The sequence below is a fragment of the Pseudomonas sp. BF-RE-22 genome, from assembly GCF_019956155.1.
Lineage (GTDB): Bacteria > Pseudomonadota > Gammaproteobacteria > Pseudomonadales > Pseudomonadaceae > Aquipseudomonas > Aquipseudomonas migulae.
The window spans coordinates 1-26,666 of sequence record NZ_JAHBDD010000040.1; the positions used below are offsets into that span (position 1 = coordinate 1).

Here is a 26,666-nt window from a genome sequence, read left to right on the forward strand (position 1 = left end):
CTCCTCCGCCTCCGCTGTTACCGCCGCCACCACCGCTGCCGCCATCTTTGGCATACACGCTGGAGAAACTACTGATGTAATCGGGCACTAGAACAGTCGATGCCGACAGGACCCCGCCAATTGCCAGGGCCAACAAACATTTCTTGATCAGCATGATGCACCTCCGCTTGGAGTTGCGCAGTCATGTCCCTATCGAACGCAATGTCCAGTGAGTTCCCGGCCGCCCATTGGAGCGGCCAGCCAACCGGCACGGCCATAAATCTGCAGCATTAACCAGCAACTGCGGTTTCCGCACGATCCCTGAGAGCCAGTCAGCATCTTTGTGTGGGACGTTACCCCACATTTTTAGATAGGTGCTGTCAGCCCGAGTTCAACAAACGAATATCTGGACTGAAGCATGCATTGAGCAAAAACCTCTAAAACTTCCGGACGCCAACAGTTCACCGCGAGCTGAATGCCTGAAATCCCCTGACCACGCTGGGTCGAGCGCCTACCCTTTCATACCAGCGGCGAAGCTTGGGCAAACGCCCCCACGGGATGTCTGCCTCCACTGACGACATGATGCTGTAGGCCGCGATATCCGCGATGGAGAAACAGCTTCCCGCCATATAAGCATCAGCACTGACGAACTGTTCAGCCAACTCAATTGACAAAAGCATGCGCTCGACCAGCCGCGCAGAGCCATCGTTGAGCCCTTGGCCGCGAAGCAAGAACGCCGAATGGCCCGGTGCGATGACATCGGTCAAAAAGAAGAAGAATCGCTCATACACCGTAGCTCTGTGGCCAGCGGCACTGGGCAAGAGCCGCTCTGGAGCCTTTTCGGCAGCGTAGAAAATGATCGCGTTCGACTGAGTGAGTACAAAGGCAGGCTCATCGCCCTTTCGTTCGACCAATACCGGGACTTTTCCGGCCGGATTCAGGGAGCGATGATCCGCCCCTGTTTGCTGGCCTTTTGAAAGATCCACCAGTCGAACCGTGTACGCCAGCCCCGCTTCTTCGAGGGCGATGGCTGCCCGGATGCAATTGCCTGTGGGCGCACCGTGTAATTCCAGTAAGGCGTTCATGACGTATTTCTTCCTCCTTGCGGGCTCAGTTCAGTCATCCGCTAAAGCGCGCCGACTGTCACACAAGCCAGGCCCGACGCTGCGAGTCATCACACATAGACGTCCCGTTTTTTTTCGATGAAAGCCTGCACAGACGCAGCTATCGACAAATTCTTTTGAAAAAATCCGAGCGGATTGACTCAACCTACACTGAGCTTGATAGGCGTCCGATTTACGCGTTGCAAGCCTTCCTGGCAGGGCAAGCGTATTGCGGTGAACGCTCCAGTCCGACCACTTATGCCTGAGTCGTTGATCATGGATGAAGTCACTACCGTGCCCTCGGATGATGTACCTGCTACTCAACACATCGTGCAGCGCAAGCTCGGACGCTGTCTGATGCGCGTGCAACAATACGAACGGCAGCTGAAAGCCATTGTCGCGCATTACGAACTGACCGGTCCTGCAGATCAGCTGTCTAGCATCCGCGACCAGAAGGTCGCATGTGCAAAGAAAAAGACGATGGGTACATTGATCGGGATGTTGACCGAAAGCTTTCTGACCCCGCCGCACCCAAATGAAGAAGAGTCACAGACCGAAGCCTATGTCGGTGACCAGATCTGGTTCAGGCATCAATACCAGTTGGAAATGACAGCCGAGGACTATGAGGCAATGAAGGCCGACCTCAAGGAGCTGGTTGACCTGCGAAATAACCTGGTCCACCACTTCATTGAGCGTTTCGATCTCTGGTCTGAATCGGGCTGCCAGGCGGCGGATGGTTTTCTGGAGGAAAGCTACGAAACCATCAATCGGCATTGCCTGAGTCTGCAACGTTGGGCCAAAAACATGATTGAGGCACGAGCTAAAATGGCTTCGTTTATACAAAGCCAAGCATTTGAAGATGCGCTCGACGGTATCCGAGTGGATGGCTCAGTTGATTGGCCTGATAGTGGGATTTGCTGCTGCTTACGTGAAGCAGAAACCAAGCTTGCCGAAGGTGGCTGGACTCGATTGGAAGCATCCATTCGCTGGATTGGTGGTACCTATCCAGCGCAGACGCCCAAGCGCTACGGCTGCAGCAGCTGGAGGCATGTCCTGCACGAATCAATGCAGTTCGAAATACGAAAATTCCAGGCTGATAATGAACGTACTGCCGTCTGGTATCGCAGCAAGGTCAGCTGAATGGGAAATTGAATCGTCCCTCCTTTTGTAAGCGCACTGAGTGACTGCTCCTGGCCGAATGCTGCCTGTCGCGAAGGGCTGCATTCGACCCAAAGCGGTCGGTCAGCACTGGCGATGGTTGATCATCCCCACAGGCATAAATACGACGTTTTGGTTCGAGCGGGTGCAGAAGAAGTGGGTGGTGTTGGGGGAGAGAAATATCTTGGCCTGGACTGAAACATGAACGTCACGGGAGCCCAATCAAGCCAGAAATACATTGTTGCGCAATCGATAGAAGCCCGGAAGCCCCGCTTGGAGGCGTTCCGGGCCATTGAGATTTTGCTTATTCGCCGAAGGCTTCCATAAGCACTTGAACCAACTCGCCGCCTTCCGGTGTTGCCCAGCTACCTGCCAGTTCGGCGATTAGCTGGTTGGTGGTAGTCAGCGTCACACCGGCCTTATCCATGCGGCGCAAAGCAATGTCATCAGCCATGGCGGTAGGTGAAGCGCCCCCATCGGCAACTACCTGGACTTCATAACCATCACGGACCAAAGATAGCGCCGGGTAGACCGTGCACACATCGTTGGTCACACCGGCAATGATCAGCTTTTTGCGGCCTGTTGCCTTCACGGCTGCGGCGAAGTTTTCATCGTCCATTGCATTGACGATGCCCAGTCGTTTGATGCGGCTAGCAAATTCAGTCGGAAGGATCTCTTCCAGTTCGCTCAGCAGCGGGCCTTGGGCATATTCTTCCATGCTGGAAGTCAGTACGACGGGAAGCTTCAGGATGCGTGCTGCTTTTGCAAGCATCAGTGCGTTGCGCTTCAGCTCTTCAAAGGGCATGGATTTAGCCCAGCCCATGGTCCCGACTTGGTGATCGATCAGCAGTAGGGCCGCATTCTTAGCATTGAAATTTTCGAATGTCATGGTGATTCTCCTGGCGTCTACGTTGGGGCACTTGCCCCGGTTGTTGGATAAGTGAATCGTTTAACGAGCTTGCAGCGTTCCAAACTCGCCGCGCCGGTAGCCGTCTACTGCTGTGGCCAGCGCGTCCATCGAAGCGAGGGCCATTGGCCCTTGCCAAAACACCGGTTGATTCAACGGAGTGCCGGAAAACATGACTGCCTTGGCATTTCCGTTCTTTGCTTGCAGGGTGACAACCCGATCAGCGCCCTGAGGAAGATTGACCGGCGCCTTGGGGTCAGTCAGGTCGAAGGCCTGCCCGTCGATATACATCTCTCCGTCGATTGGCATCACGAACGCCACATGCCCTTGCGGTACCGGAATCTTCACTTCGCTTGCGACTTCAAGGGAGATGTCCAGAAGCCTTACGTCCGTAGGCAGTAACGACGGAGAATCCAGCCCTTCGAAGTTACCCAGCGGGACACGTATTTTCGCGCCTGCCAAATAAACGGTAGGCACATCCTGGGCCTCCACACTGAAGACAAAGGGCGCATCGGCTTGCATGTCTTTGGGCAGGTTGATAAAAATTTGCAGCATGTGAACAGTCTTGCCCGGTTCAGCAGGGACCTCTTCGTGAACGATGCCTTCACCCGCCGCCGTCCAGTGCAAACCACCGGGTTGAATCAGATTGCGATTGCCGAGCGAGTCCCGGTTGTCGATGCCTGTTTCCGAATCCAGAAAAAGGTAGGAGACCGCTGAAAAACCCGCATGCGGATGGGGTGGAAACGTCGGTCCGCTGATCCATGCATGGTCCACACCGAGGAATGGATCGATAGGTTTCGCATACTGATCGCCGCGCAGACTGAACGCCCGAAACTGGCTGCCATGGTTCATGCGCTGTAAACGTGCGATGGAAGGCATGGCTGCGGTCCTCAGGCCCCTTGAGACAGGGTGGGATAATCGATATAGCCTTCTTCGCCCGGGGCGTAGAAGGTGTCCTTTTCTGGAGTATTCAACTCAGCGCCTGTACGGAACCGCTCAGGCAGATCGGGGTTGGCCAGGAAGGCACCGCCGAACACCGCTGCGTCTGCTTTACCGTCAGCGATCAGCGACTCGGCGCTGTCTTTGGTCTGGCCACTGCCGATCAGGTAGCTACCGTCGAATAGCGGACGCAATGCGGCGTGGTAGTCGTACTGGGCACCAAACAGCGCCACGTGCAGATAAGCGAGCTTGAAGTCGCGAAGTTGCTTGACCAGGTAGGTGTAGGTTTCCTGTGGATTGGCATCGACGATGTCGTTGAAATTCATCTCTGGAGAGATCTTGATGCCGACACGGTCACTGCCCACTTCACTCACCATGGCGGCGAGCACTTCCAGAACGAAGCGAGCACGGTTTTCTACCGAGCCACCGTATTGGTCGTCGCGCTGGTTGCTGCCGGTGGAGAGAAACTGCTCAGGCAGGTATCCCGAAGCGGCGTGCAATTCAACACCGTCGAAACCGGCTTCAATCGCCCGACGTGCGGACTGACGGTAGCCTTCAACCACATTGGCAATTTCAGCGACGGTCAGGGCGTGGGGTATCACGAAATCCTGCAACCCGGTGGCGGTGTAGGTCTGGCCTGCGGCCTTGATTGCAGAGGGCGCTTGCGGCTGTGCGCCGTTGGCCAGCAACGAAGGGTGTGAAACCCGCCCGCAGTGCATCAATTGCATGAAAATGCGGCCACCACGAGCGTGAACCGCGTCGGCGACTTTCTTCCAGGCGGCAATCTGTTCGGTGGTTTCAATACCTGGTGTGCGGACATAGCCTTTACCGAGTGCAACGGGGAAGACGCCTTCGCTGATGATCAAGCCGGCGGTGGCGCGCTGTGCATAGTAGGTTGCAACCATGTCGCTGGGCACACCAGCGTCATCGGAGCGCGAGCGGGTCATTGGCGCCATGACGATACGGTTGGACAGGGAGTAGCGGCCTACCTGGACTTCGGAAAAAAGAGCATTCATTACGGTGTTCCTCAGTAGTGATGTGGTTATGATTGATCAATCCGGATTCGGGATAAATCCGCGAAAGCCGAAATGACTAATCCATTAATGGGATAATGCTGTGGAATTTCTCAACGACATGGCGCTGTTTGTCGAGGTAGTGAAGGCGCATAGTTTCACGCGTGCGGCAGAAACGCTGGGGATACCCAACTCGACCTTGTCCCGGCGAATAAGCGCGCTGGAGAAGGGGATTGGCTTGCGGTTGTTGCACCGCACGACTCGCAAGATCGAGCCCACCGAAGCGGGCCAGTTGTACTTTGAACGCTGCAAACGAATCGTCGATGAGGCCCGTCTGGCGCATGAGCAGCTAGGGGAAATGCTGGCCCGGCCCAGCGGCTTATTGCGCGCCTCGCTACCCGTCGACTTCGCCACTGTCTACCTGGCCCCATTGATTGCGGAGTTTGCCCGGATCTACCCCGGCATAAGTTTTGAGTTCGATCTGAGCCCACGTCAGGTCGATCTGATCAGTGATCCGGTTGATGTGGTGATTCGGATGGGGGAGCCGCCGAACTCGACCCTGATCGCTCGTAAGCTCGCAAGCTTGCGGCGCAGCTTGTATGCATCTCCAAGATACTTGGAGGTCTCCGGTGCTCCTGAGCATCCATCTGAACTGGTCAACCATGAATGCCTGCGATTGCGTGGAGCAGGAGGCGACCGTTGGACGCTGTCCAACGAGGCAGATAACGAGCAGGTAGATATAGGAGGGCGATTCGAACTCAACAGCGTAGGCATGCTAAGGCGTCTGGCAACGTTGGATCTCGGTGTGGCGTTGTTGCCAGACGGTATCGCGGCGCAGGACCTTGCGGACGGAAAACTTCGCAAAGTTCTACCGCAATGGCAGGCATCGCCTGTATCGGTTTACGCGCTGACTGAAACCCGTTTGCTTCCGGCGAAAACCCAAAGATTTATTGAGTTTCTGCGAGATAAGCTTGAATGCGCGTAGTGTCCAGAGCGAATGGCCGCTTCTGGCCGTTTTCTGCCTATGGCGACTGGTTGAAAACGACCCATTGCTGCCCTCTGCCAAGGGCAGCTAGGGATTGTGAATTCAGCAGGTCGATGCAACACAACTAAATTCTGTGTAAGCGACATGCAGACGGCCTCAGCGATTGAGCCTGGTAATTTTTGAACCCTGCAATCCCAGCCCGGCCATTAAGCCCTTTTGATCAAAGATGAACGCATAGACATCGGATTGAGCCGTCGAGGTAGTTATCGATTTGGCCATGCCTGAATCTACGACCACGATGCTTGGGCCCACGCCGACCTCAAATCCATTAACATTTTTCAGATCATTCATCGCTGAATAGGTCATGAAAAACATCACGTATCCAAACCGCTGCACGCCCGCCTGAAGGCCGTATGAGGCTGCTGTGGTCGCGTAGTATCCCGTCACTTTTCCGTTCTCAATCAATTCGCCTTCGCCATGGTGTGCGCCGGCGATGAGGCCCGCTTTCAGCACATCAGGGAAAACGAGGATACCCTTGGCTCGCTGCGCGAGGGCGCGTGCTTGCGGCGTTTTGGTATACAAACTCTGTAACGCCGCTTTCGCCTCGCGGTCCATTTCCGCGTTAGCAGCCATCGCATCAGAGGCGGAAGTTGATTGACCCATTTGGCAGCCCGCCGTGATCGCGAGGATTGAAATCATTGCCATCATTCGAAGGTATTTGATCATGAGCAATACTCCGTTTCTGTACCTGCCATTGAGGAACCTGCGTGGCGATAGCCGTTGCGGATCAAAGACCGACGGGGTCGATCTTTCCCTTAGACTTTAATCCTAATAAGCAGTTGGTCAAATGCTATGCACATGCATGTTCCTCAGACGAAATCGACAGTCAGCTGTTGGCCGATAGTGGGCAAGAGTCATGCCGCAGAATAGCGATGCCAGATCTTTTTATAGTTGAACAAAAAACGGGCGCCTTCAGCGCCCGTTTTCATTCACTCCTTCGTCTGCGCCCGCAATCGCCGACCAATCACATCCATCAAGTCACAACCGTCGCGCAACGGAATGGCCAGCAGTTTGGAGAAGTCCGACAACACCACCGTGTCGCAACCAATCTCGGCACGAAAGGCGATGTTCTCCAGCACCTGAGTAACTGCGCGAATTCGGTAGTCAGCGGCGGCTTGCAATACGTCGAGTGGAGCTTCGGTGTCGATGAGCAGGGAAGCCGGAACCAGGTCGATTCCAGTGAGGGGCATGTATCGATTCATTTGAAGATCTCTGTTTGATTGGCTCAAAGGCCGTCACTCAGTCGTCGCCAAACGATTGGGTGGCAGCTGTGCGCAGGTTGGCGAACCGGCACAGAGAACACCGGCAGACCCGAAGGCCTCCCGCGCACAGCCGCCATTACAGCGGCTTTGCGGGTGCGACGACCCCTGCAACAAAGCGTAGAGCCCTCGCATTCTCTGTAGTCAGGTCGCCAAACCCGAATCGCCATTTTGGGCGACGGGGCGGACTATAAGCTTCATCGGAACGGCGGGCAAGGTGAGGAGTTCCGAGGTTCGTGTAGGAATTTTTATAGCGTCCTAGGAACGTTATGCCCCTACTGTGGGCGACTGTTATAGGTCAAGAGCTACCCGTTAAGTAATCGGCAGAATCGACTCAAAGCCGACGTAGAAACTAGCAGGGACAGTAGTTTGAAGCGAGCTGCTTAACCGAGATGCCAGGCATGCTCATTCAGCTTTTTCCCGCGTCGAGCAAAACTGAAAGCTTTGTGTCGTATGGACTGAGAGAGCGTTTTCCGAGATGAGCATTGAAGCAATAGTTCGGATAGGTCGTGGTCAACAGGAAACCCTTCGTCCAACCATTTGATCGCAAGCTGAGACCAGTACTCAGAGTCAGACTCAAGTGCTGTTACAAGCAACTGGTGCAACGATATCTCTGCTGGTAATGATCCTTTAATTTCCAGAGCTGACACGGCGACAGGAAGGTCGAGCTTTACGGCCTCGTACGGTTTTTCAAGCAGTGGCAGTAGCCAAACGTAACTAAAGCTTAGAGTCATCGTCTCAAGGATCTCATATGACTTACTCAATGACGACCAATCCCCCTTTCGGAACGACCAGTTATGATCAAAGCTTTGTGAAATAGCTTCCGAACCGATACGGCGTTCAGAAGGTGTGCAATACATAAATCGACCCTAACTGAATCACCCCACCTTTTCTAGACGCCTCAACCGGCCGCTACAGGGGCGATCGCAGCCCTTCGTGACAGACAGCAATCGGCCAAAAGCCGCCACCCACATTACCTGAGCAAACATAGGCAACTCAGTGTCGCGCAGAAGAAACCCGCAACCCGGCCTACATGGAATTGCGCTTTCGCCGCGCCTCTTCATTCTCCTGCAACGCCTGTCGAACCAGCGCCCTCGCCGCCCACGCGGCGGTGTCGAGTGATTCTTCAACGCTTGCACCACTGATATCGCGCACGGCGATCAACGCCTCGGTGCCGATAACGATCGACAGCGCCTGCTTCAGTCGTTTGCGTGCGCGGGGCGAGAGCACGTCCTTCAGCGAGTCGACGATCGGTTCGATGTAGCTCATCCGGCGGCCTGGTCGCAGGGGCTCGTGGGTCTCGCTGTCGAGCCACACCGACATGAACGAACGCTCCATCACGTGCAGGCCGATCTCGTCGTCGATCAAGAGTTTGTTCAACGCGTTCGCGGCCAGGCCGATGCCCTTGACCGGGTCGTCTCCCGGTCGCCAGAAGCTCTCCAACGGCTTCATTTCACGATCCGCTGCCGTCTCGCTGATCAATGCCTCGGTCGAAGGGAAATAGCGATAGGCCGTGGCGCGCGAGACCATCGCGCGCTCTGCCACTTGCGCCACCGTCGGGTTTTGGCCCTCGTCGCGCAAGGCGATGGCGGCATCGATCAGCGCCTGGCGCGTTCGCAGCTTCTGGTTGGCGCGGCCTTGCGGATCGCCGCCGGGTTCAGACGGGGTTGACTTCGGGATCGACATGGAATATATGAGACTCTGTCTATTCATGAGACTTGAGTCTCATAATAGGCACGCGACAATCAACCGACAAGAGGTCGCCCGTTATATTTCAGCAACTGAGCGCGCCTCTGGGCGCATGAGGTGAATGCCATGAATCACAACCCCCGTTCACGGACCTGGTTTCGGCTCGCTGCCCTCTACTTCGCCATTGGCGTGATGCTGGGCGTGGCGATGGGCGCTTCCGGCGACCACTCGCTTTTCGCGGTACATGCTCATGTCAATCTGTTGGGATGGGTGTCGATGGCCCTGTTCGGCATCATCGGCACAGCGCACCCGTCAATCACCGAAGGGCGCGCGGCTGCCGCACAGTTCTGGATGTACAACATTGGCGTCCCGGTGATGCTTGGCGCACTGACGTTGCGGCTCAAGGGCGTCGCATCCATCGAGCCGTTGATTGGCGTCGCGTCCATTCTTGTTGGTTGCAGTGTGCTGCTGTTTGTGTGGCTGGTGTTTTCGCGCATCGGTGTAACGGCTATGGGTTTGAGCAGCGCAACACATGAGTCGCGCGCGTCTTGAAGTCAGCTGTTTTTCAGCAGCGTATCGATGCGGGGTGAGAGTCGCCCCGCACCGATAGCTGTCCTTACGACCGGCACACAAAATGTGCCGGCCACATGCACCACCGCTGCCCTATTTTTTGATTGAAACAATCGTCGCGCTGCCACCCTCGACCTGGAAAACAAACGAGACACGGTCTCCGGCCGACAGCCCGGCGAGTTGATCATCCGTCACGGAAAAGGCCATGGTCATCGGCGGCCATTGCACGGCGGGTACTGCGCCGTGGGAGATGGTCACCGTGTGCCTGGCAGCATCGATAGCCTTGATCGTTCCATTGGCATTAGCGACGGGCGCCTGCTTTGTCTCTTTTGTCTGCATGCCCTCCATACCGTCCATTTTCATACCCGGCATGTCCTCTGCACGAGCCAGGAAAGACAATGCAACCAAGGTTCCGGCCACTGCAATATGGGTCAGTTTCATACGACGTTTCCTTTAAGGTGAGTGGATTCAATGACGAGATGTCGGCGGCGCATCAGGCGATAGGCTGCCGGAATGACAAAAAGGGAAAGCAAGGGAGCCGTGATCATGCCGCCGACCATGGGCGCGGCAATGCGGCTCATCACTTCACTGCCGGTTCCGCTGCCCAACAGGATGGGTAACAGACCGGCAATGATCACGGCCACGGTCATGGCCTTGGGGCGAACACGCTGCACAGCGCCTTCACGAATTGCCGCAACCAGCCCGCGCTCAGTGCTGTCGCCGAGGTCTTCACGTTCTGCCCAGGCGTTTTTCAGATAGAGCAGCATAATCACGCCAAACTCGGCAGAAACACCGGCCAGGGCGATAAAGCCGACACCGGTGGCGACCGACAGATTGAATCCCAACAGATAGATGAACCATGCCCCGCCAGTCAGCGCGAATGGCAGCGTGGCCATGATCAGCAACGCCTCATCGAAGCGCGCAAACGTCAGGTAGAGCAGCACGAAGATGATCAACAGCGTGGCTGGCACCACCAGTTTGAGTCGTGCATTGGCTCTGTCGAGAAACTCGAACTGCCCTGAGTAGCTCAGGCTCATGCCAGGCTGCAACTTGACCTGCTCGTTTACGGCATGGCGCAAATCAGCGACCACCGAGGCAATGTCCCGGCCACGCACATCGATATAGACCCAGCCTGAAGGCCTCGCGTTTTCACTTTTGAGCATCGCCGGGCCGTCGCTGATTTTGACGTTGGCCACTGTCCCCAGAGTGATCTGGATGCCTGACGGCGTGTAGATCGGCAATTGCTCCAGGGCACCAAGCGAGTCACGCCACTCCCGTGGGTAACGTACGTTGATCGGGAAACGTGCGAGCCCTTCAATGGTCTCCCCGACATTTTCACCGCCGATAGCGCCGGCCACGATGGACTGCACATCAGCGATATTCAGCCCGTAGCGAGCGGCGGCCTTGCGGTCGATATCCACGTCGATATAGCGGCCGCCGGTCAAGCGTTCGGCCAGCGCTGAACTGACACCGGGTACGCCTTTGGCCACCCGCTCGACTGCCTGGGTGACAGCATCGATGTCCGTCAATTGGGTGCCGGCGACTTTCACTCCGATCGGGCTTTTGATGCCGGTGGCAAGCATGTCGATACGATTGCGAATCGGCGGTATCCAGATATTGGTCAGCCCTGGAACCCGAACCACGCGATCCAGTTCTTCCACCAGTTTTTCCTGGGTCATGCCTGGCCGCCATTGCTCATGTGGCTTGAATTGAATGGTGGTCTCGAACATTTCCAGCGGTGCCGGGTCGGTGGCAGTTTCCGCACGCCCCGCTTTGCCGAACACGTGCTCGACTTCGGGCACCGTCTTGATCAGGCGGTCGGTCTGTTGCAGCAGCTGCGCAGCTTTCTGTGCCGACAACCCCGGGAGAGCGGAAGGCATATAGAGCAGATCGCCTTCGTCCAAAGGCGGGAGAAACTCACCGCCCAGGCGCGACATTGGCCATAGCGCACTGACAAACACCACCAGTGCCACCAGCAGGGTGACTTTGGGACGGCGCAGCACCGCCTCCAGGGCCGGCTGGTAGATCCTGATCAACCAGCGGTTCAACGGGTTTTGTTGCTCACCGGGAATTCGCCCGCGAATCCAGTACCCCATCAGCACGGGCACCAAGGTCACCGACAACCCCGCCGCTGCGGCCATCGCATAGGTTTTGGTGAACGCCAACGGGCCAAACAGTCGCCCCTCCTGCGCTTCCAGGGTGAACACCGGAATGAACGATAAGGTGATGATCAACAAACAGAAGAACAGCGCCGGGCCGACCTCTGCCGCTGCTTCGGTCATGACGTGCCAATGACGCTCACCCTTCAGTTCCTCCCCCGGATTGGCCGCGTGCCAGGCTTCAATCTTCTTGTGGGCATTCTCGATCATCACCACGGCAGCATCGACCATGGCGCCGATGGCGATGGCAATCCCGCCCAAGGACATGATGTTGGCGTTGATCCCTTGGTAACGCATGATGATGAAGGCCATCAGCACGCCCACCGGCAGGGAGATGATCGCCACCAGTGATGAGCGCAAGTGCCAAAGGAAAATCCCGCAAACCAGCGCGACGACAATGAACTCTTCGATCAACTTGTGGCTGAGGTTTTCCACCGCGCGGTCGATCAGTTTGCTGCGGTCGTAGGTGGTGACGATTTCCACTCCGGCCGGCAAACTGCTTTTCAGTTCGTCGAGTTTGGTCTTGACCGCCGCAATGGTCTCGCGAGCGTTCTTGCCGCTGCGCAAAATCACCACGCCACCGACGGTTTCGCCCTCGCCGTCGAGTTCGGTAATGCCCCGCCGCATTTCCGGCCCCAACTGAATAGTGGCGACATCGCCAAGGGTCACCGGCACACCATCCGCCCCCAACTTGAGCGGGATCGCCCGAAAGTCATTGAGCGTCTTCAGATAACCGGAAGCGCGCACGATGAACTCGGTCTCTGCCATCTCCAGTACCGCGCCACCCGTTTCCTGATTGGCCTTGCCGATAGCCTCGGTCACCTCTGTCTGAGTGATGCCGAAGCTGGCCAGTTTCAGCGGATCGAGTTGCACCTGGTATTGCTTGACCATTCCCCCCACCGTGGCCACTTCCGCAACGTTGGGCAGGGTCTTGAGTTCAAACTTGAGGAACCAGTCTTGAAGCGCGCGCAGTTGCGCCAGGTCGTGTCCGCCGCTGCGATCCACCAGTGCGTACTGATAGATCCAGCCCACCCCCGTTGCATCCGGTCCCAACGCCGGTTTGGCGCTGGCCGGCAACCGACTTTGTATCTGACTCAGATATTCCAGCACCCGCGAACGGGCCCAGTACACGTCAGTGCCGTCTTCGAACAGCACGTAAACGAAGCTGTCACCGAAGAAGGAATAACCACGCACCGTCTTGGCTCCCGGCACTGAGAGCATGGTGGTGGCCAACGGATAGGTCACCTGGTTCTCGACAATCTGCGGCGCTTGCCCCGCAAAGGGAGTGCGGATAATCACCTGAACATCCGAGAGATCCGGCAGCGCATCGATGGGTGTGCTCTGCACTGACCATATGCCCCACGCCGTGACGAACAGTGTCGCCAGTAACACCAGGAACCGGTTGGCGACTGACCAACGAATCAGGGCCGCAATCATGGCTGGCTCCCCGATTTTTCCTCATCCGCCTCATGAATACCGGAGGCTGCTGCGCTGGGTGGCGACTCGTCCTCAGTGCTGGCAACAATGCCCTTGAGACTGGCCTCCGAGTCCAGCAGGAACTGGCCAGACGTAACCACCTTCCAGCCTTCTTCCAGACCTTTCAAAATGGCCGTCTTGCCATCACTTTCCTGCCCGGGTTGCACCTCTACCGGGCGGTAGTGGCCAGTGTCTTCGGCGAGCATCACCAAGGCCCGTCGCCCCGTGCGAATAACCGCCTCGCTCGGCACCCACAACACACTGTGTTCGCTCGAACGGTTCAGGCGCACCTGCGCCGTCAAACCCGGCCTGAGGTGTCCGTCCGGATTGGGCAGTTCCACCCGCACACGCAGGGTGCGACTGTCCGCACTGGTCTCGGGCAAAATAGCGCTGACCTCGCCGTTGAGCACGGTCCCCGGAAAGGCTGGCAGCCGTGCTTCGACCGTCTGCCCCACTGTGATCGATCCGGTCTGCGACTCTGGAACGGCCACGGCCAGCCAGACACTGCTCAAGCCATTGACGCGTGCCAGCGTGTCGCCCGTCGCCACGGTCATGCCCGTGCGTACGTTCAACGCTTGCAGCACACCGGCGATGGGACTGGTCAGCGTCAGGTATGGCTGAACCTTACCGCTACGCTCGATCTGAGTGATCAGCGCTGCCGGCATTCCGGTGAGCTGCAGTCGCTGGCGGGCTGCAGCCAACAGCTCAGCGTCGCCGCTACGCTTCAGGGCAAGGAACTCCGTCTGAGCCGCAGCCCAATCCGGCACCAGAATATCCGCCAACGCCGCGTTGGCGTTCAGCACATCTCCGGGAGCATGGGCATAGACTCGCTCCACAAAGCCAACGGTGCGTGCCTGAATCACCGCAACATCACGTTCGTTGAGCGCCAGGACACCTGTCACGTCGAGGCTGGAATGAAAGGTTCCACGGGTGACAGTCGCAAAACGCAGCCCGAGATTCTGGGTCAGCCCCGGGTCGATACTGACAGTCGTCCGGTCTCCTGCGCCGCTGGCGTATTGGGGAACCAGTTGCATGTCCATGAAGGGGGACTTGCCCGGTTTGTCGAACTTTTGCTGCGGGTACATCGGGTCGTACCAATACAGGGCTTTGCGTTCGGGCAAAGCATTGATGTCTTGCTCCGCCACCGCATTTGGCGCTGCGCTCATACGCTGGTGCGCGACCCCGTAACCGCCGGCAACACCCAATGCCAGCGAAAGGCTAACCAGCAATGCCCCGTTCCATTTTTCAAGTTTCATTGGCTGGCCTCCCCGTAAGCAAAATACAAACGCGCACTGGTCAGCGCGCGCTGCTCTTCCACGTCGATCTGTTTGAGCCGAACTTCGATGAGTTCACGTCGGGCGCTCACAACGGTGTCTAAATCGCCTTTGCCGGCCCGGTAGCTGGCCATGCTGAGTTCGACCTTTTCCTTGGCCAGCGGCAACAGGCTTTCCTGGTTTCGGTGCACGGCACGATTCAGGCGCTCATAGTCAGCCAGTTGGTTTTCCAGTTGCTGGGTGTGCTCGCGTGACAAGGCTTCGCGCTCGGCCTCAAGCTGGTTGAGTTCAGCGTGTCTGGCGGCGATTTTCGGGTTTTGGCGAGCGTCAGGAAACAACGGCAGATCCCAGGAAAACTGCACGCTGACCATGTCGCCGAACTGTCGGCCACGACGCTGATAGTCAAGCTCCCAACTCCAATCCGATTGCTTCTCCGACTCGGCTTCACGAACCCTGGCTTGCGCTTCGCGGGTCATCGGCGCAAACGCTGCCAGCTCCGGATGGTGTTGCAGTTGATGGGAGTAGCTTGAGCTATCGACGGGCCATTCAGGCAGGCTGCCCACAGGCTTGTCGTTGGCGGCTGAGCCAATCCAGCGTTTGAGGGCTGCTCGGGCCTGGGCTCGCTGCAGAATCAGATCGTCCTGCTGCTCTGCCAACTGAGCGGCTTCCTGTTTGGGTGTCACCGCATCGGCGGGCTGGGCGCGGCCGCCAGCAATCCGGGCCCGGACGGTATCGCTCAGCAGGCGGTTTTCTTTGTAGAAGTCCTGGAACAACGCATCTTTACGCTCGATTGAATAGCTGCTGATCCAGGCCAGTGCGGTGGACTGGCGGACCTTCAGACGTTCGACCCGACGCTCGGCGGCAGCGCGATCAACAGCCGCATCGGCGACCTCGATACGGGCTTTTCGCTTGTCGCTGTTCGGCATCTCCTGACGGACCCCGACCATTTGCATGGTCATGAAATCCTGGTCGAGGCTCCAGCGATCCGGACCGCCTATGGGGTAGTTCTGCACCCCCAGAAGCAACTTGGGATCAGGTAGTTCACCCGCCGGGATGGCAGCGCTGCTGGCAGCCTGAATCCTGGCGTCTTGTGCGGTCAGTGACGGCGCATTGTTTTCGGCCAGCCGCAACGCTTCATCGAGTGTCAGTGCGGCAGCGAAGCTCGGCAATGCCAGTACGCTTGCCGCCAGGCCGACCACGAGGGGCCAGCCTGTGCAATAGCACTTGGAGTTCATGTCTACGATTCCTGTGATCATCAACTGCACGCGTCAAAAGACATGCGCACAGCCAGGTCATCCCGCTAATGCGGAATGAGGTTCGATGTGGGACAGGAATCAAACGCGGGGCGGTCGCCATACCCCGGACGGGGTTTTCACGGGCAGGGAATCGCTGAAGAAGGAAAGCGCTACGGGGCTGAATACGGTTATGGGAGGCTTGATAATCGAGACTTGCAGCATGCCGCCCGTCTTGCATTCCTGGCCTGGTTTGCAAGGCTTGCCGTGCTCGGTGGGGCTTTTCATGTCGTTGCAGCAGTCCATCCCCATGCCGTCCATCATCGCCATGCCCATCGTCTTCATGGGGCACGGTTCTGTCGGTGCCTGAACGCCCGCCATCCCGCTGAGGGGAAGCGCCAGGCTGATCATGAAAATGATGCAAAACCGCAGATAGCGTTTCATGGGGTGAAGTGTAGTCGCTGCAAATGGCTCTTACGATGGGCTTGAGTCGTCAGCAACCTGTCGCCAGGTTCCGACGCAGGCGATAACACCGGAGATGAATTAAGCCAGCATTACGTGTTCATCGACAACCCTGAAGTCCACGCGGGATCGTGTGCTTCCTATCGCCCGCCTCTCTCATCACAGCGGCAAAGGCCTGTCCTGCACCACCCGTTTCATGACCAGCGTCGACGTCAACCGCTGCACATTGGGCAAGGTCGAAAGGCTCTCATCGTAGAGCCGTTGAAAGGCCGGCAAATCCTGAGTGATGACGTGCAGCAGATAATCCGGTTCGCCGAACAACCGCTGGGCATCGACCACCTGCGGGATGTCGACAAGCGCCGTCTCGAACGCCTCGACCGCTTTGCGGTCGCCCTCGCGCAACGTGGCAAACACCATCGCTGAAAAGTTAAGGCCCAATGCGGTTGGGTCCAGTTGTGCTCTGTAGCCGAGCAACACTCCCGACTCTTCCAGGGCCCGGACGCGTCGGTGGCAAGGGGAAAGGCTCAGGCCCACGCGTTCGGCGAGTTCGGTGACCGACAGGCGACCGTCCTTTTGCAGCTCAGAAAGAATCTTGCGATCAATCCTGTCCATTTAGAATTTTCTCCCAACTCTGCGCATTCTGATGATCATCTTTGAAAGTAAATTCTAACAAGATTTCCTTATTCTTCCTCGCACCCATATTTTTCGGAGCGGGACGATGCAGAGCACGGTGTATCAGCAGCAGGAGTGGTTAGCGCCATGACCTTGAGTGTTTTCGTGGCTTTTTGGGCGGTGTCGATTCTGTTCGTCATAACGCCAGGGGCGGATTGGGCCTACGCGATTTCGGCGGGGTTGAAGGGCCGGGTCGTGATACCTGCCGTGGGTGGGCTGTTGTCCGGTCATTTGATTGCCACGATGATCGTTGCCGCGGGCGTCGGCACGCTGGTGGCCAACCACCCCGTTGCCTTGTCGGTGCTGACCGTTGCCGGGGCCGGTTATCTGCTGTGGTTGGGCATCAACATGCTCGCCCGCCCCGCTACACCGCACTCAGATGATGCTCAGGCACCGGGCTCCTGGCAGCGTTGGGCGATCAAGGGGCTTTGTGTGAGCGGGCTGAATCCGAAAGTGTTTTTGCTGTTTTTGGCGCTGTTGCCTCAGTTCACCGACGCGGCAGCGGCCTGGCCTGTGCCGATGCAGATGATTGCGCTGGGGCTCATCCACACGGTCAGTTGTGGCGTGATTTATCTGCTTGTGGGATTCGGCTCACAGGCCGTACTGCAAGCACGCCCCGCCGCGGCCCGGTGTGTCAGTCGTTTCTCCGGAACGGCCATGATCATCATCGCGGTCGTTTTGCTCGGCGAGCAGCTGTTGGGTTAAGCCAGTGACAAGGCCAGCATTGCACAGCGCTTATGCCCCACGCCAACACTGCACGGATTGGCGAACGAGAGTGGCATTGCCGCCACTCTCCAGCGGCGCTGGCACCTTCCACAACGCCTGCTTACCGAGCGAGGATCGACGCTGTCGAGTGGGTCATTCTCTCGATCAGCGAGGCGACGTCCTTCGCACCAAAACAGCGGAATTTAACGCTGCCAACGTCGGTGTCCAGTCGGACGATCTTCGTGACAAACCCACCTTCCACGCTGACCTTGCGGACCAATGCCAGCGGGAGTTCAATATCCATCGTTCCATCCTGAATGACACGGTTCAGGGCATTGGCGCTCAAGCGAACCACGGAGTGAGTCACCTCCACCTTCCCGCCAACCCAAAGTCCACCGTATGCGTGCCTGAAGACCTCAAGCACATCGGCCAGCGCGTCCACATCGCCACTCCCCGCCTCGTCGTACAGATCGCTCACGGTGTCGTAGTCCACTCGGGCGTCGGGCACCAGAAAATTGACCAGCTTCGACTTCAAAATCTCTTCGACCATCTTGGTGTCTCCTTGATATGAGTAGCAGTCCTGTCAATAAGACACCTGCTGTGCACTGGCGCTGAGTGCACGGGGTGATAATGTAGCGCGCCGAATGGAGAATCCAGACCATGCGCCAAGTTCTTCTCGTTGTGGATGTTCAATCCACCTTCTCGCCGCCTGAATGGCTCGTGAAAGGTATTCAAAAAATCGCGGACGTTGTCCCGGCGGTGGCGACCGTCGAGCTGCATGACGAGCAGCGCACGCCGTTCCATCAACAGCTCGGCTGGCACCCTGCGGCGCTCGACAGCAGCGCGGTAAAAACAGAGCAGGTTTTCGTCAAGCACGGCTATGCACCTTCGCCTGAGACCATGGACTATTTGAAGCGCCTGAAGCCGGACCGTGTCCTGGTTTGCGGTATCCAGACGGACACCTGTGTCCTGGCCGCAGGCTTTGCACTGTTTGACGCCGGCCTTTATCCGACGCTCGTCACCGACCTCACGGTGGGTTCATCCCTGGACCGCTCCGGGCAACTGGGTATCAGCCTCTGGACCCACCATTTTCGGCACACCACCACCTCAGCTGAAGTTCTTTCAGGATTGATCGCCGAGCAAAAGTGACGTGATCGCGAACAGGAAAGCCACCGCAGCAGGCATTCGTGGATAGGCGCACGTCGCTTGTGCGGCAGCCTGTCGGCGCAGGGTCAGGATGGCTGCACCGAAGCGGATGAACGTTGAGCAGGCAAAAAAGCAAAATTGCCATGTGTTCCACTCGTTAGTTCATACGTCGCAGTTCTCACTGCCCGTTTCTATCTGTCTGGAGTTCTCTCGATGCCCTCGCCCAAATCCGTGCCCGCTGCGCTGCTGGGGCTGGCGCTTGCCTGTCCGGCCATGGCCGAGGAAGCCCAAGGCCTGGAGCTGGGACAGGTGCTGATTCAGGCTGAGGAGCAGCGCGGCGAAGACCAGACGATCGAGGACGCCGAGGCCCGGCTTGCCCAGGTGCCCGGCGGCACCAATGTGGTCGATATGCGCCGCCCCCTTCAGGGCCGCGTGGCCAGCAACCAGGATGTGCTGGCCTATCAGCCGGGGGTCTATGCCCAGTCTGCGGGCAATGAAGGGGTGAAGATTTCGATCCGTGGCTCGGGGATCAACCGTGCACCGGGCGCCCATGCCTCGGGGCTGTACGCCATGCTCGACGGTCTGCCGCTGACCGGCCCGGGCGGCACGCCCTACGAGTTGCTGGAGCCGCTGTGGCTCGATCATGTGGAAGTGCTGCGCGGCGCCAACGGTTTTGACAGGGGCGCGCTGGCCTTGGGCGGAGCCGTCGATTACATCAGCCACACCGGCTACGACGCACCGCTGTTGCAAGTGCGCTACGCCATGGGCAGCCACGGTTATCAGCAGCGTCAGGTCAGTTCCGGGCAGGTGCTGGGGGATTTCGACTACTACGTGTCCACGACCGATGCGCGCGCCGACGGCTATCAGGATCACACGGCCAGCGAGAGCCAGGGCGTCATCGCCAACTTCGGCTATCGCTTCAACCCGAAGCTGGAAACGCGTTTCTACCTGCGCTATCGCCAGACCGACAACGACCTCGCCGGGCGGGTGACCAAACGCTCCATCGAACACGACCCACGGGCGGCCAACCCTGCTTACGTGACGCGGGACGACCGTCGCGAACAACCGGGCAGCACCTTCTTCGGCAACAAGACCACCTACTACATCGATGACGATTCGAGTATCCAGACCGGTCTTGTCTACCATGACTACCCGATGGACTTGCGTGAGGGTCCCAACCGCTTGAAGGTGGCGTACACGGACGTCAGCGGCACCTTCGACTATAAGCGTCGCGACACCCTCTGGGGCCTGGAAAGCCAAAGCACGCTGGGCCTGCGCGTGACGAAGCACCTGCCCAATGCCGGCGCCAGCGAATCAGTGCGCATCCCCACCGGCAACACCGCCGGCTTTGCGCCGGGTACGCCCATTCGCAACTTCACCTACCAGGGTTCGGACACGGTCTTGCATATGGGCAATGACCTGGAGATCGCCGACGACCTGTGGCTGACCACCGGCCTCGCCGCCATTTACACCCGCCGCGAAAGCGCCGTGACCTTCCCGGAAGGTGGCGGCAAAACCAGCCTCAACGACTGGGACTACGCACCACGCGTGGGCCTGCGCTACCAACTCACACCGGACTTGCAGCTGTTCGGCAACCTCAGCCGCTCGGTCGAAGCGCCGCACCCGTGGTCGCTGATCTACAGCTCCAACATTCGCTTCCCGGCAGGCAGCGGTGTCGCCACAGGCGCCCAGCGCGATCCGGTCAAGCTGCAAAACCAGACCGCGACCACCCTCGAACTCGGCGGCCGCGGCGACAGCACGATGGGGCAATGGAGCCTGGCCTGGTACTACGCTCAGGTGCAGCACGAATTGCTCTCGGTGTTGCCGGATGCCAATGCCGTGACGCCTTACGAACTCAACGCCAGCCCGACCGTGCACCAAGGCGTGGAAGCCAGCCTGCAAAGCAACCTGTGGTCGTCCGGCGATGGCGGCCAACTGAGCTTGCGCCAGAGCTACACCTTCAGCGACTTCCACTACCGCGACGACGACCGCTTCGGCGACAACCGCCTGCCGGGCTTGCCGATGCACTACTACCAGGGCGAACTGCGCTACGACTGGCCCCAGGGTTTCTTCGCCGGGCTCAATTCGCAGTGGGTGTCGAAAACTGCGGTCGATTACGCCAACAGCTATTACGCCGACCCTTACGCACTGTTCGGCGCGACGGTGGGCTACAACGCCCCCAAGGGCGACTGGCAGACCTGGCTGGACCTACGCAACTTGACCAACAAGCACTACGCCGCCACCGTCACACCGGGCTACGACGACAAAGGTCTGGACGCAGCACGGTCGACGCCGGGCGAAGGTATGGCGGCGTATGTCGGGGTGTCGTGGAGTTTGCGCTGAGGCCTGGGCATGCTTTTGAGTCGGTCCTGACTATGCCGACGACACTTTTGAGCTGAGACGTTTCAGCGACTGCCGCGATAATCGAACGCTAAACCCATGAGACATCGAGGTTCAGCATGACAAGCGCCGCGACAGAGCAGGTCAGTCCGCAAACCCTGAGAAAAGTGATTGTCGCCGCCGGCATCGGCAATTTCGTCGAGTGGTTTGACTTTGCCGTCTACGGCTTTCTGGCGACGACCATCGCCCAGCAGTTTTTCCCCAGCGGCGATGCCAGCGCTGCGCTGCTGAAAACCTTTGCGGTATTCGCCGTGGCCTTTGCGTTTCGGCCTCTGGGCGGGATTTTCTTCGGCATGCTCGGTGACCGGATCGGTCGCAAGCGCACTCTGGCGATGACCATCCTGCTGATGGCAGGCGCGACGACCCTGATCGGTTTGTTGCCGACCTACGCCGCTATCGGTGTCACGGCGCCGGTGCTGCTGAGCCTGATCCGCTGCGCCCAGGGTTTTTCCGCGGGCGGCGAATATGCCGGTGCCTGCGCCTATCTGATGGAACATGCCCCCAGCGATAAAAGAGCCTGGTATGGCAGTTTCATTCCGGTGTCGACCTTTGCCGCGTTTGCATCGGCAGCCGTGGTGGCTTACGCACTCGAGGCGTCACTGTCGGCCGAAGCCATGGGCAGTTGGGGCTGGCGCCTGCCGTTCCTGATTGCCGCGCCACTGGGCCTGGTCGGTCTTTACCTGCGCTGGAAGATGGATGAAACCCCGGCGTTCCAGGCCGTCACCCAGCAACATGCTGTCGCGCACTCCCCGCTCAAGGAGACCCTGCGCAACCATGGTTCGGCCATCTGCTCACTCGGTGCGTTCATCTCGTTGACAGCCCTGTCGTTCTACATGTTCACCACCTACTTCGCGACTTACTTGCAGGTCGCGGGCGGCCTGAGTCGCGCAACGGCGTTGCTGGTGTCGCTGATTGCACTGATCTTCGCCGCACTGATGTGCCCGTTGGCCGGTTTGTTTTCGGACCGGGTCGGGCGGCGCATGACGGTGATGACGGCCTGCGCGCTGTTGATCGTCGCGGTGTATCCATCGTTCATGATGGCCAGTTCCGGCTCGTTCGCAGCGTCCATCGTTGGCGTCATGCTCCTGGCGATTGGCGCCGTGTTGTGTAACGTGGTGACCGCCGCCCTGCTCTCGGAAACCTTCCCGACACGCACTCGCTACACCGCATCGGCGATCACCTACAACATGGCCTACACCCTGTTCGGCGGCACCGCGCCGCTGATGGCGACCTGGCTGATCAGTACCACCGGCAGCAATCTCTCACCGGCGTTCTATCTGATTGCGATTGCAGTGCTGGCATTGGTTGGCGGCCTGGCGTTGCCGGAGACTTCGAAGATCTCCCTGCACGATGTTTCATCAGGTGAGAAGCCAACAGAGGTGCCAGCGGTGGCACGAGGGTGAAACTCACCCTCGTGGTCTGTTTAACCCGGCTAACCCCTGAGCGCCGCTTCAATCGCCGCGACGTCGATCTTGCCCATCTGCATCATCGCCTCAAATGCACGCTTGGCCGCGGCGGGATCGGGATCAGTGATCGCCGCCGTCAGCACCCGAGGGGTGATCTGCCAGAACAAACCCCACTTGTCCCGGCACCAGCCGCAGACGTTTTCTTCACCGCCGTTCCCCACTATCGCGTTCCACAAGCGGTCCGTCTCGGCCTGATCGTCGGTCGCCACCTGAAACGAGAAGGCCTCGTTGTGCTTGATCGACGGCCCGCCGTTCAGCCCGAGACACGGGATGCCCATCACCGTGAACTCCACCGTCAGGACGTCGCCCTTCTTGCCCGCCGGATAGTCGCCGGGGGCGCGGTGGACAGCGTTCACCGCACTGTCCGGAAATGTTTCGGCGTAGAACGTCGCGGCGTCCAGCGCGGCGCCGTCATACCACAGGCAAATCGTGTTTTTGCTGACCATTTTTGTTCTCCAAAAGAATGTGGCGGTTTTTCCTAGTCAACGTCTTCGAACGTTCCCGTACGTACTTCGCCGCTGCGTTCGTAGCGGCTGATCAATACACCCGCTGGCGTGGTGATCGAGTGCGCCAGGGTGAACGCCGACGCCAGCGCATCGTCGCCGAACAAGCGCTTGCCACGCCCCAGGACCACGGGAAACGTCATCAACCGCAGCTCGTCGACCAACCCGGCGGCCAGCAATTGGCGCACCAGATCACTGCTGCCCTGGGTCAACAAACGGGCGCCGTCCTGCTGCTTGAGCACGCGTATCGCGTCGGCAAGGTTGCCTTTCAGTGCATGGCTGTTCTGCCAGTCGAGCGTATCGGGTCGATGCGTGGCGACGTGCTTGGCCACGCGGTTGAACAGGTCGCCGATGGGATGGCCGTTTTTACCGGGCCAATACGCCGCGAAAATGTCGTAGGTTCGGCGCCCCAGCAGTAACTCGAACGGCTGCGAGAACAGTTCGTTGATGGCCTGGCCGGAGGCTTCGTCGGCGTAAGGCACGATCCAGCCACCGAAACGGAAATCGCCGCCGGGATCCTCTTCGGGTCCGCCGGGCGCTTGAATAACGCCATCAAGACTGATGAAAGCGGCAACAGTGAGCGTGCGCATGGTCTTCTCCCGGTTGGTCTTCGTGACAGCGCTCTTGCAGGAAACACCGACGATCAGGCGCATTCCTTAACCGTAGTCGAACGAGACGCCGGGAAATCGACAGTGCGATATACGGATGACGAGCCCTGCGAAAAACAGTCTTGAACGCTACAATCACAGCCCTCTCCCGCAGATCAGGCAGACCCGTCCGGCTATGGCGCTCGACCCTCCAACGATGTTGACACTCTCTATCGCCCTCGCAGCAGCCGCCGCGCTGTATCTGGCGATCGAGTGGCGCAGCATTCGCGAACCCTCGCTGCTGTTCTGGAGCGCAGGATTTGCCACGATCACCGTGGGTTCGACCCTCGCCTTGCTGCGCATCAGCGGCCTGTTGCTGATCGGTATCTGGTTCGCCAACGGCCTGTTGGTGACGGCCCACTTTCTGTTCCTGTTGGGCGTCGCGCGTTTTACGCAGGTGCGCCTGTCTCGTGCCTGGTACCTGATTTTTGCAGCCTGGTTTGCCATGCTGTTGCTGCCGGACGAAGCGTCGTGGTCGAAGATCATGCTGGTGGCCAACTCGCTGCTGGTCGCCCTGCCGACGCTCAGGGCCAGCTTCCTCTTGCGTCCTCATGGCAAGTCTTTGAGCGTGGGCGCGGTGCAACTGCGTTATGTGCTGCTGACCCACGGGCTGTTTTATCTGGCCAAGGCGATATCGGTGGTCGTGCCAGGCACGCTGATCGATCTGGCGGCCTTTCGTGGCGAGATCATCCAGATTTCGCTGGTTGAGGGCGCGATGGCGATCATGCTGATCGCGCTCTCGATGACCGGCACCGAGCGCTACCGGCGGGAGAAACGGATTGAACGACTGGCGGCACGCGATCCGTTGACCGCCCTGTACAACCGCCGCGCCCTCGAAGTGCGGGCACCGCGCCTGCTGGAGAACGTCTCGGGCACGCGACCGGGCGCGCTGCTGCTGATCGACATCGACAACTTCAAACTGGTCAACGACCTCTACGGCCACACGGCCGGCGATCGATTGCTGGTTTCGCTGAGCGAGATGATTCGCGCGGTTTTGCCCGGCGGTGCACTGGCGGCCCGGCTGGGCGGTGACGAGTTTGTCATCCTGCTGAATGACGCATCGAGTGAGCGAGTCGTCGGGTTGGGCAACGCGCTGCGGGACCGGTTTCACCAGGCCGCCGCACAGGCATTCACCACGCCTGAACCGGTCACCTTGAGCATCGGCGCCAACCTGTTCGACCAGCCACCGGCGAGCCTGGCCGCCCTGATCGAGCAAGGCGACGCCGCGCTTTACGAATCCAAGCGTGGCGGACGCAACAGCCTGCGCCTGGTGGATCGGACCCTGGCCAACGACGAGCTGTCACCTACCCGCTGACTCGCCAGTTGTGTTGATACGCATGCATGAGTGATAGGTTCACAAATACTGCGTATCTTGTCCGATACAAAGCGATCCAATGCGGCCATTTACGAGCCTCTCTCGTCAAGGAAGAACAATGATCACTGCCTCAACTTCGACTTCAACGAATGCGGCGATGTCGGCCTACACCTCTGCCGCCGAGGCGAAGGCTGCGGCGGCTGCGCAACAGCAACGCGTGGCTCAGGATGATCCGGCCAAGACACCGAACGACGATTCGGTGAGCCTGTCCAGCACCTCCACCGCCTACAGCAATTCAATCGCCGGCAACGCGCCGTTCTTCCCGGTGCGTTCGGGCATGAACGCCGACGCCCTCGTCCTCGGTGCCTCCAAGCCTGGCGCGGTCTCCAGTTCCAAGGACAAGACGTTTGCCGAAGTGGCCACCGATGCCCGCAAGCGCATGGATGAAAAATACGCGCTGATGAAAGCCAGCGGCAAACCGTACACCAGCAGCGATGAAGACCGGAATGCGTTGATGGGCGATCTCGATCGACGCTCGCTGAACGCCGTCGCCACCAATCAGGGCGGGACCTTCACCGCAGAGGAACAAGCCTCGGCACAAGCCTTGATGCGCCAACAGGCGCGCCTCGCCACCGGTTACTACAGTGGCCCGGCGGACCAGCAAAAAAACTGGAAAGACCCGTTTATCAACGACCCTTACGGTCGGGCCCGCGCCGCCCTGGATTTCATGGACAACATGAGCCCCGAAGAGAAAGCCAAGCCTGAGTGGCTGTCCCAGCATTTGTCGCTGGAAGCGGCGCTTAATCAAAGCTCGAGCCTGGACCCCGCCGAGAAGAAGACCGGGCATTTCCACAACCTGGCTGAAATCCTCGCGGGTATCGTGACGGACGGATCCGACAACGAAAAATCCGGCTCAGCCAAAAACACAGATCCGAGCGTCGGGATCATGAAAAAGCTGCAATCACTGGTTTCGTGACACCGCCGATCCTGTAGGAGCCGGCTTGCCGGCGATGGCGGACTGTCAGTCAACAACGCCGTCGTCTGACCCACCGCCATCGCCAGCAAGCCGGCTCCTACAGGTTTGGGGGCTACCCTTCAAAACGTCCCGTGCCTTCGCGGTCGTGCTTGTATCGGCGGGTCAACGGAAACGGCGGCAACCACTGCTCGCGGCGAATGATCCAGCTTTCATAGGTGGGCGTCAGTTGGTCCGGGGCATCCAGCGATCCCAGGTTCACTTCAACTTCGTCGTCGGTGCGGGCGAAAACCGAGGAGCCACAGCGCGGACAAAAAAAACGCCCGGCATAGTCGCGGGTTTCGCCGGTGATCGTCACCGCACTCTCGGGAAATATCGCGGAGGCGTGAAACAGCGCGCCATGATGCTTGCGGCAATCGAGACAGTGACAGAGGCCGACCCGGTATGGCCGCCCGGATGCCACAATTCGCACGTTGCCGCACAGGCAACCGCCGGTGAAAGAGTCCATGGTGCGCCTCCTCTGAATTCGTGCGACCGGAAGGCTTATTACGATAGCAGCCACCACTGGTCGCAA

At 58.9% G+C, this 26,666-nt stretch carries 26 protein-coding genes; 9 read left to right on the forward strand and 17 right to left on the reverse strand.

Annotated elements, in window-relative coordinates; all coding sequences use genetic code 11:
* Positions 1-440: 440 nt before the first annotated feature.
* Positions 441-1,064: a glutathione S-transferase family protein gene (locus KGA82_RS19265; RefSeq protein ID WP_223451887.1), complete on the reverse strand. Its 624-nt coding sequence runs from the start codon at positions 1,062-1,064 to the stop codon at positions 441-443.
* Positions 1,065-1,358: 294 nt separating this feature from the next.
* On the opposite strand from KGA82_RS19265, the gene KGA82_RS19270 reads away from it, so the two are divergent.
* On the forward strand, positions 1,359-2,222 hold the full coding sequence (locus tag KGA82_RS19270; RefSeq protein WP_223451889.1) for an OST-HTH/LOTUS domain-containing protein: 864 nt from the start codon (positions 1,359-1,361) through the stop codon (positions 2,220-2,222).
* A 322-nt stretch (positions 2,223-2,544) separates the two neighbouring features.
* Here KGA82_RS19270 and KGA82_RS19275 read toward each other — a convergent pair whose 3' ends face one another.
* From KGA82_RS19275 to KGA82_RS19285, 3 genes are read right to left on the reverse strand one after another with little or no spacing between them, the layout of a single operon-like run.
* Positions 2,545-3,129, reverse strand: coding sequence for an isochorismatase family protein (locus KGA82_RS19275; RefSeq protein ID WP_223451891.1), 585 nt, complete (start codon positions 3,127-3,129; stop codon positions 2,545-2,547).
* 60 nt (positions 3,130-3,189) lie between these two features.
* The gene (locus KGA82_RS19280) at positions 3,190-4,026 is read right to left on the reverse strand and encodes a pirin family protein (protein WP_223451894.1); all 837 of its coding nucleotides are present in this window, start codon (positions 4,024-4,026) and stop codon (positions 3,190-3,192) included.
* Between the two features lie 11 nt (positions 4,027-4,037).
* A complete protein-coding gene (locus KGA82_RS19285; RefSeq protein WP_223451896.1) occupies positions 4,038-5,102 on the reverse strand; it encodes an alkene reductase in 1,065 nt (354 codons plus the stop codon).
* Positions 5,103-5,202: 100 nt separating this feature from the next.
* Between KGA82_RS19285 and KGA82_RS19290 the strand changes: the two genes are divergently transcribed.
* Positions 5,203-6,084 (forward strand): LysR family transcriptional regulator, encoded by an 882-nt coding sequence (locus KGA82_RS19290; protein WP_223451897.1) that lies wholly within the window; start codon positions 5,203-5,205, stop codon positions 6,082-6,084.
* 156 nt (positions 6,085-6,240) lie between these two features.
* Here the strand turns inward: KGA82_RS19290 and KGA82_RS19295 are convergent, their stop codons facing one another.
* The 3 genes from KGA82_RS19295 to KGA82_RS19305 all read right to left on the reverse strand — a co-directional run bounded on the left by KGA82_RS19295 (position 6,241) and on the right by KGA82_RS19305 (position 9,089).
* A complete protein-coding gene (locus tag KGA82_RS19295) occupies positions 6,241-6,810 on the reverse strand; it encodes a YSC84-related protein (protein WP_008024532.1) in 570 nt (189 codons plus the stop codon).
* Between the two features lie 263 nt (positions 6,811-7,073).
* Positions 7,074-7,346, reverse strand: a complete 273-nt coding sequence (locus KGA82_RS19300) for a hypothetical protein (RefSeq protein ID WP_223451898.1) — start codon at positions 7,344-7,346, stop codon at positions 7,074-7,076.
* A gap of 1,086 nt (positions 7,347-8,432) precedes the next feature.
* The gene (locus KGA82_RS19305; RefSeq protein WP_223451899.1) at positions 8,433-9,089 is read right to left on the reverse strand and encodes a TetR/AcrR family transcriptional regulator; all 657 of its coding nucleotides are present in this window, start codon (positions 9,087-9,089) and stop codon (positions 8,433-8,435) included.
* Positions 9,090-9,218: 129 nt separating this feature from the next.
* Here KGA82_RS19305 and KGA82_RS19310 point away from each other — a divergent pair, with 129 nt between their 5' ends.
* Entirely contained in the window at positions 9,219-9,644 is a 426-nt protein-coding gene (locus KGA82_RS19310; protein ID WP_223451900.1) for a hypothetical protein, read from the forward strand.
* A gap of 111 nt (positions 9,645-9,755) precedes the next feature.
* Here KGA82_RS19310 and KGA82_RS19315 read toward each other — a convergent pair whose 3' ends face one another.
* The 6 genes from KGA82_RS19315 to KGA82_RS19340 all read right to left on the reverse strand — a co-directional run bounded on the left by KGA82_RS19315 (position 9,756) and on the right by KGA82_RS19340 (position 16,877).
* Positions 9,756-10,103 (reverse strand): copper-binding protein, encoded by a 348-nt coding sequence (locus KGA82_RS19315; RefSeq protein WP_223451902.1) that lies wholly within the window; start codon positions 10,101-10,103, stop codon positions 9,756-9,758.
* Complete coding sequence (locus KGA82_RS19320) at positions 10,100-13,258, reverse strand: efflux RND transporter permease subunit (RefSeq protein ID WP_223451904.1); 3,159 nt, start codon at positions 13,256-13,258, stop codon at positions 10,100-10,102. Before KGA82_RS19320 ends, KGA82_RS19315 begins: the two co-directional genes overlap by 4 nt.
* A complete protein-coding gene (locus tag KGA82_RS19325) occupies positions 13,255-14,553 on the reverse strand; it encodes an efflux RND transporter periplasmic adaptor subunit (RefSeq protein ID WP_223451906.1) in 1,299 nt (432 codons plus the stop codon). The genes KGA82_RS19320 and KGA82_RS19325 overlap by 4 nt, the downstream gene beginning before the upstream one ends.
* Positions 14,550-15,806 (reverse strand): TolC family protein, encoded by a 1,257-nt coding sequence (locus KGA82_RS19330; protein ID WP_223451907.1) that lies wholly within the window; start codon positions 15,804-15,806, stop codon positions 14,550-14,552. Before KGA82_RS19330 ends, KGA82_RS19325 begins: the two co-directional genes overlap by 4 nt.
* 99 nt (positions 15,807-15,905) lie before the next feature.
* On the reverse strand, positions 15,906-16,247 hold the full coding sequence (locus KGA82_RS19335) for a hypothetical protein (RefSeq protein ID WP_223451908.1): 342 nt from the start codon (positions 16,245-16,247) through the stop codon (positions 15,906-15,908).
* Positions 16,248-16,424: 177 nt separating this feature from the next.
* A complete protein-coding gene (locus KGA82_RS19340) occupies positions 16,425-16,877 on the reverse strand; it encodes an Lrp/AsnC family transcriptional regulator (RefSeq protein WP_192228809.1) in 453 nt (150 codons plus the stop codon).
* Positions 16,878-17,024: 147 nt separating this feature from the next.
* Here KGA82_RS19340 and KGA82_RS19345 point away from each other — a divergent pair, with 147 nt between their 5' ends.
* Entirely contained in the window at positions 17,025-17,642 is a 618-nt protein-coding gene (locus KGA82_RS19345; protein WP_008035576.1) for a LysE family translocator, read from the forward strand.
* Positions 17,643-17,763: 121 nt separating this feature from the next.
* On the opposite strand, the gene KGA82_RS19350 is transcribed toward KGA82_RS19345, so the two are convergent.
* Positions 17,764-18,192, reverse strand: a complete 429-nt coding sequence (locus KGA82_RS19350; protein WP_223451909.1) for a hypothetical protein — start codon at positions 18,190-18,192, stop codon at positions 17,764-17,766.
* A gap of 110 nt (positions 18,193-18,302) precedes the next feature.
* Between KGA82_RS19350 and KGA82_RS19355 the strand changes: the two genes are divergently transcribed.
* The 3 genes from KGA82_RS19355 (at position 18,303) to KGA82_RS19365 (ending at position 22,591) form a co-directional block, all read left to right on the forward strand.
* Positions 18,303-18,791, forward strand: a complete 489-nt coding sequence (locus KGA82_RS19355) for an isochorismatase family protein (RefSeq protein WP_223451910.1) — start codon at positions 18,303-18,305, stop codon at positions 18,789-18,791.
* A gap of 210 nt (positions 18,792-19,001) precedes the next feature.
* Positions 19,002-21,131: a TonB-dependent receptor family protein gene (locus KGA82_RS19360; RefSeq protein WP_223451912.1), complete on the forward strand. Its 2,130-nt coding sequence runs from the start codon at positions 19,002-19,004 to the stop codon at positions 21,129-21,131.
* Positions 21,132-21,247: 116 nt separating this feature from the next.
* Positions 21,248-22,591 (forward strand): MFS transporter, encoded by a 1,344-nt coding sequence (locus KGA82_RS19365; protein WP_008037839.1) that lies wholly within the window; start codon positions 21,248-21,250, stop codon positions 22,589-22,591.
* A gap of 29 nt (positions 22,592-22,620) precedes the next feature.
* On the opposite strand, the gene KGA82_RS19370 is transcribed toward KGA82_RS19365, so the two are convergent.
* Positions 22,621-23,100: a VOC family protein gene (locus KGA82_RS19370; RefSeq protein WP_223415373.1), complete on the reverse strand. Its 480-nt coding sequence runs from the start codon at positions 23,098-23,100 to the stop codon at positions 22,621-22,623.
* Positions 23,101-23,132: 32 nt separating this feature from the next.
* Positions 23,133-23,747: a dihydrofolate reductase family protein gene (locus KGA82_RS19375; protein WP_192228804.1), complete on the reverse strand. Its 615-nt coding sequence runs from the start codon at positions 23,745-23,747 to the stop codon at positions 23,133-23,135.
* Between the two features lie 193 nt (positions 23,748-23,940).
* Between KGA82_RS19375 and KGA82_RS19380 the strand changes: the two genes are divergently transcribed.
* Positions 23,941-25,119, forward strand: coding sequence for a GGDEF domain-containing protein (locus KGA82_RS19380; RefSeq protein WP_223451914.1), 1,179 nt, complete (start codon positions 23,941-23,943; stop codon positions 25,117-25,119).
* A 118-nt stretch (positions 25,120-25,237) separates the two neighbouring features.
* Positions 25,238-26,095, forward strand: a complete 858-nt coding sequence (locus KGA82_RS19385; RefSeq protein WP_223451915.1) for a hypothetical protein — start codon at positions 25,238-25,240, stop codon at positions 26,093-26,095.
* A gap of 112 nt (positions 26,096-26,207) precedes the next feature.
* Here KGA82_RS19385 and KGA82_RS19390 read toward each other — a convergent pair whose 3' ends face one another.
* Positions 26,208-26,600: a GFA family protein gene (locus tag KGA82_RS19390; protein ID WP_223451917.1), complete on the reverse strand. Its 393-nt coding sequence runs from the start codon at positions 26,598-26,600 to the stop codon at positions 26,208-26,210.
* Between the last annotated feature and the right edge of the window lie 66 nt (positions 26,601-26,666).

Bases quoted from the DNA above. Each gene is read 5' to 3' on its own strand.
- KGA82_RS19280 (WP_223451894.1), bottom strand. From the start codon at position 4,026: ATGCCTTCCATCGCACGTTTACAGCGCATGAACCATGGCAGCCAGTTT.
- KGA82_RS19295 (WP_008024532.1), bottom strand. From the start codon at position 6,810: ATGATCAAATACCTTCGAATGATGGCAATGATTTCAATCCTCGCGATC.
- KGA82_RS19380 (WP_223451914.1), top strand. From the start codon at position 23,941: ATGGCGCTCGACCCTCCAACGATGTTGACACTCTCTATCGCCCTCGCA.
- KGA82_RS19375 (WP_192228804.1), bottom strand. From the start codon at position 23,747: ATGCGCACGCTCACTGTTGCCGCTTTCATCAGTCTTGATGGCGTTATT.
- KGA82_RS19335 (WP_223451908.1), bottom strand. From the start codon at position 16,247: ATGAAACGCTATCTGCGGTTTTGCATCATTTTCATGATCAGCCTGGCG.
- KGA82_RS19275 (WP_223451891.1), bottom strand. From the start codon at position 3,129: ATGACATTCGAAAATTTCAATGCTAAGAATGCGGCCCTACTGCTGATC.
- KGA82_RS19345 (WP_008035576.1), top strand. From the start codon at position 17,025: ATGACCTTGAGTGTTTTCGTGGCTTTTTGGGCGGTGTCGATTCTGTTC.
- KGA82_RS19270 (WP_223451889.1), top strand. From the start codon at position 1,359: ATGGATGAAGTCACTACCGTGCCCTCGGATGATGTACCTGCTACTCAA.
- KGA82_RS19325 (WP_223451906.1), bottom strand. From the start codon at position 14,553: ATGAAACTTGAAAAATGGAACGGGGCATTGCTGGTTAGCCTTTCGCTG.
- KGA82_RS19360 (WP_223451912.1), top strand. From the start codon at position 19,002: ATGCCCTCGCCCAAATCCGTGCCCGCTGCGCTGCTGGGGCTGGCGCTT.
- KGA82_RS19355 (WP_223451910.1), top strand. From the start codon at position 18,303: ATGCGCCAAGTTCTTCTCGTTGTGGATGTTCAATCCACCTTCTCGCCG.
- KGA82_RS19385 (WP_223451915.1), top strand. From the start codon at position 25,238: ATGATCACTGCCTCAACTTCGACTTCAACGAATGCGGCGATGTCGGCC.
- KGA82_RS19350 (WP_223451909.1), bottom strand. From the start codon at position 18,192: ATGGTCGAAGAGATTTTGAAGTCGAAGCTGGTCAATTTTCTGGTGCCC.
- KGA82_RS19310 (WP_223451900.1), top strand. From the start codon at position 9,219: ATGAATCACAACCCCCGTTCACGGACCTGGTTTCGGCTCGCTGCCCTC.
- KGA82_RS19320 (WP_223451904.1), bottom strand. From the start codon at position 13,258: ATGATTGCGGCCCTGATTCGTTGGTCAGTCGCCAACCGGTTCCTGGTG.
- KGA82_RS19315 (WP_223451902.1), bottom strand. From the start codon at position 10,103: ATGAAACTGACCCATATTGCAGTGGCCGGAACCTTGGTTGCATTGTCT.
- KGA82_RS19265 (WP_223451887.1), bottom strand. From the start codon at position 1,064: ATGAACGCCTTACTGGAATTACACGGTGCGCCCACAGGCAATTGCATC.
- KGA82_RS19390 (WP_223451917.1), bottom strand. From the start codon at position 26,600: ATGGACTCTTTCACCGGCGGTTGCCTGTGCGGCAACGTGCGAATTGTG.
- KGA82_RS19365 (WP_008037839.1), top strand. From the start codon at position 21,248: ATGACAAGCGCCGCGACAGAGCAGGTCAGTCCGCAAACCCTGAGAAAA.
- KGA82_RS19285 (WP_223451896.1), bottom strand. From the start codon at position 5,102: ATGAATGCTCTTTTTTCCGAAGTCCAGGTAGGCCGCTACTCCCTGTCC.
- KGA82_RS19340 (WP_192228809.1), bottom strand. From the start codon at position 16,877: ATGGACAGGATTGATCGCAAGATTCTTTCTGAGCTGCAAAAGGACGGT.
- KGA82_RS19305 (WP_223451899.1), bottom strand. From the start codon at position 9,089: ATGTCGATCCCGAAGTCAACCCCGTCTGAACCCGGCGGCGATCCGCAA.
- KGA82_RS19330 (WP_223451907.1), bottom strand. From the start codon at position 15,806: ATGAACTCCAAGTGCTATTGCACAGGCTGGCCCCTCGTGGTCGGCCTG.
- KGA82_RS19370 (WP_223415373.1), bottom strand. From the start codon at position 23,100: ATGGTCAGCAAAAACACGATTTGCCTGTGGTATGACGGCGCCGCGCTG.
- KGA82_RS19300 (WP_223451898.1), bottom strand. From the start codon at position 7,346: ATGAATCGATACATGCCCCTCACTGGAATCGACCTGGTTCCGGCTTCC.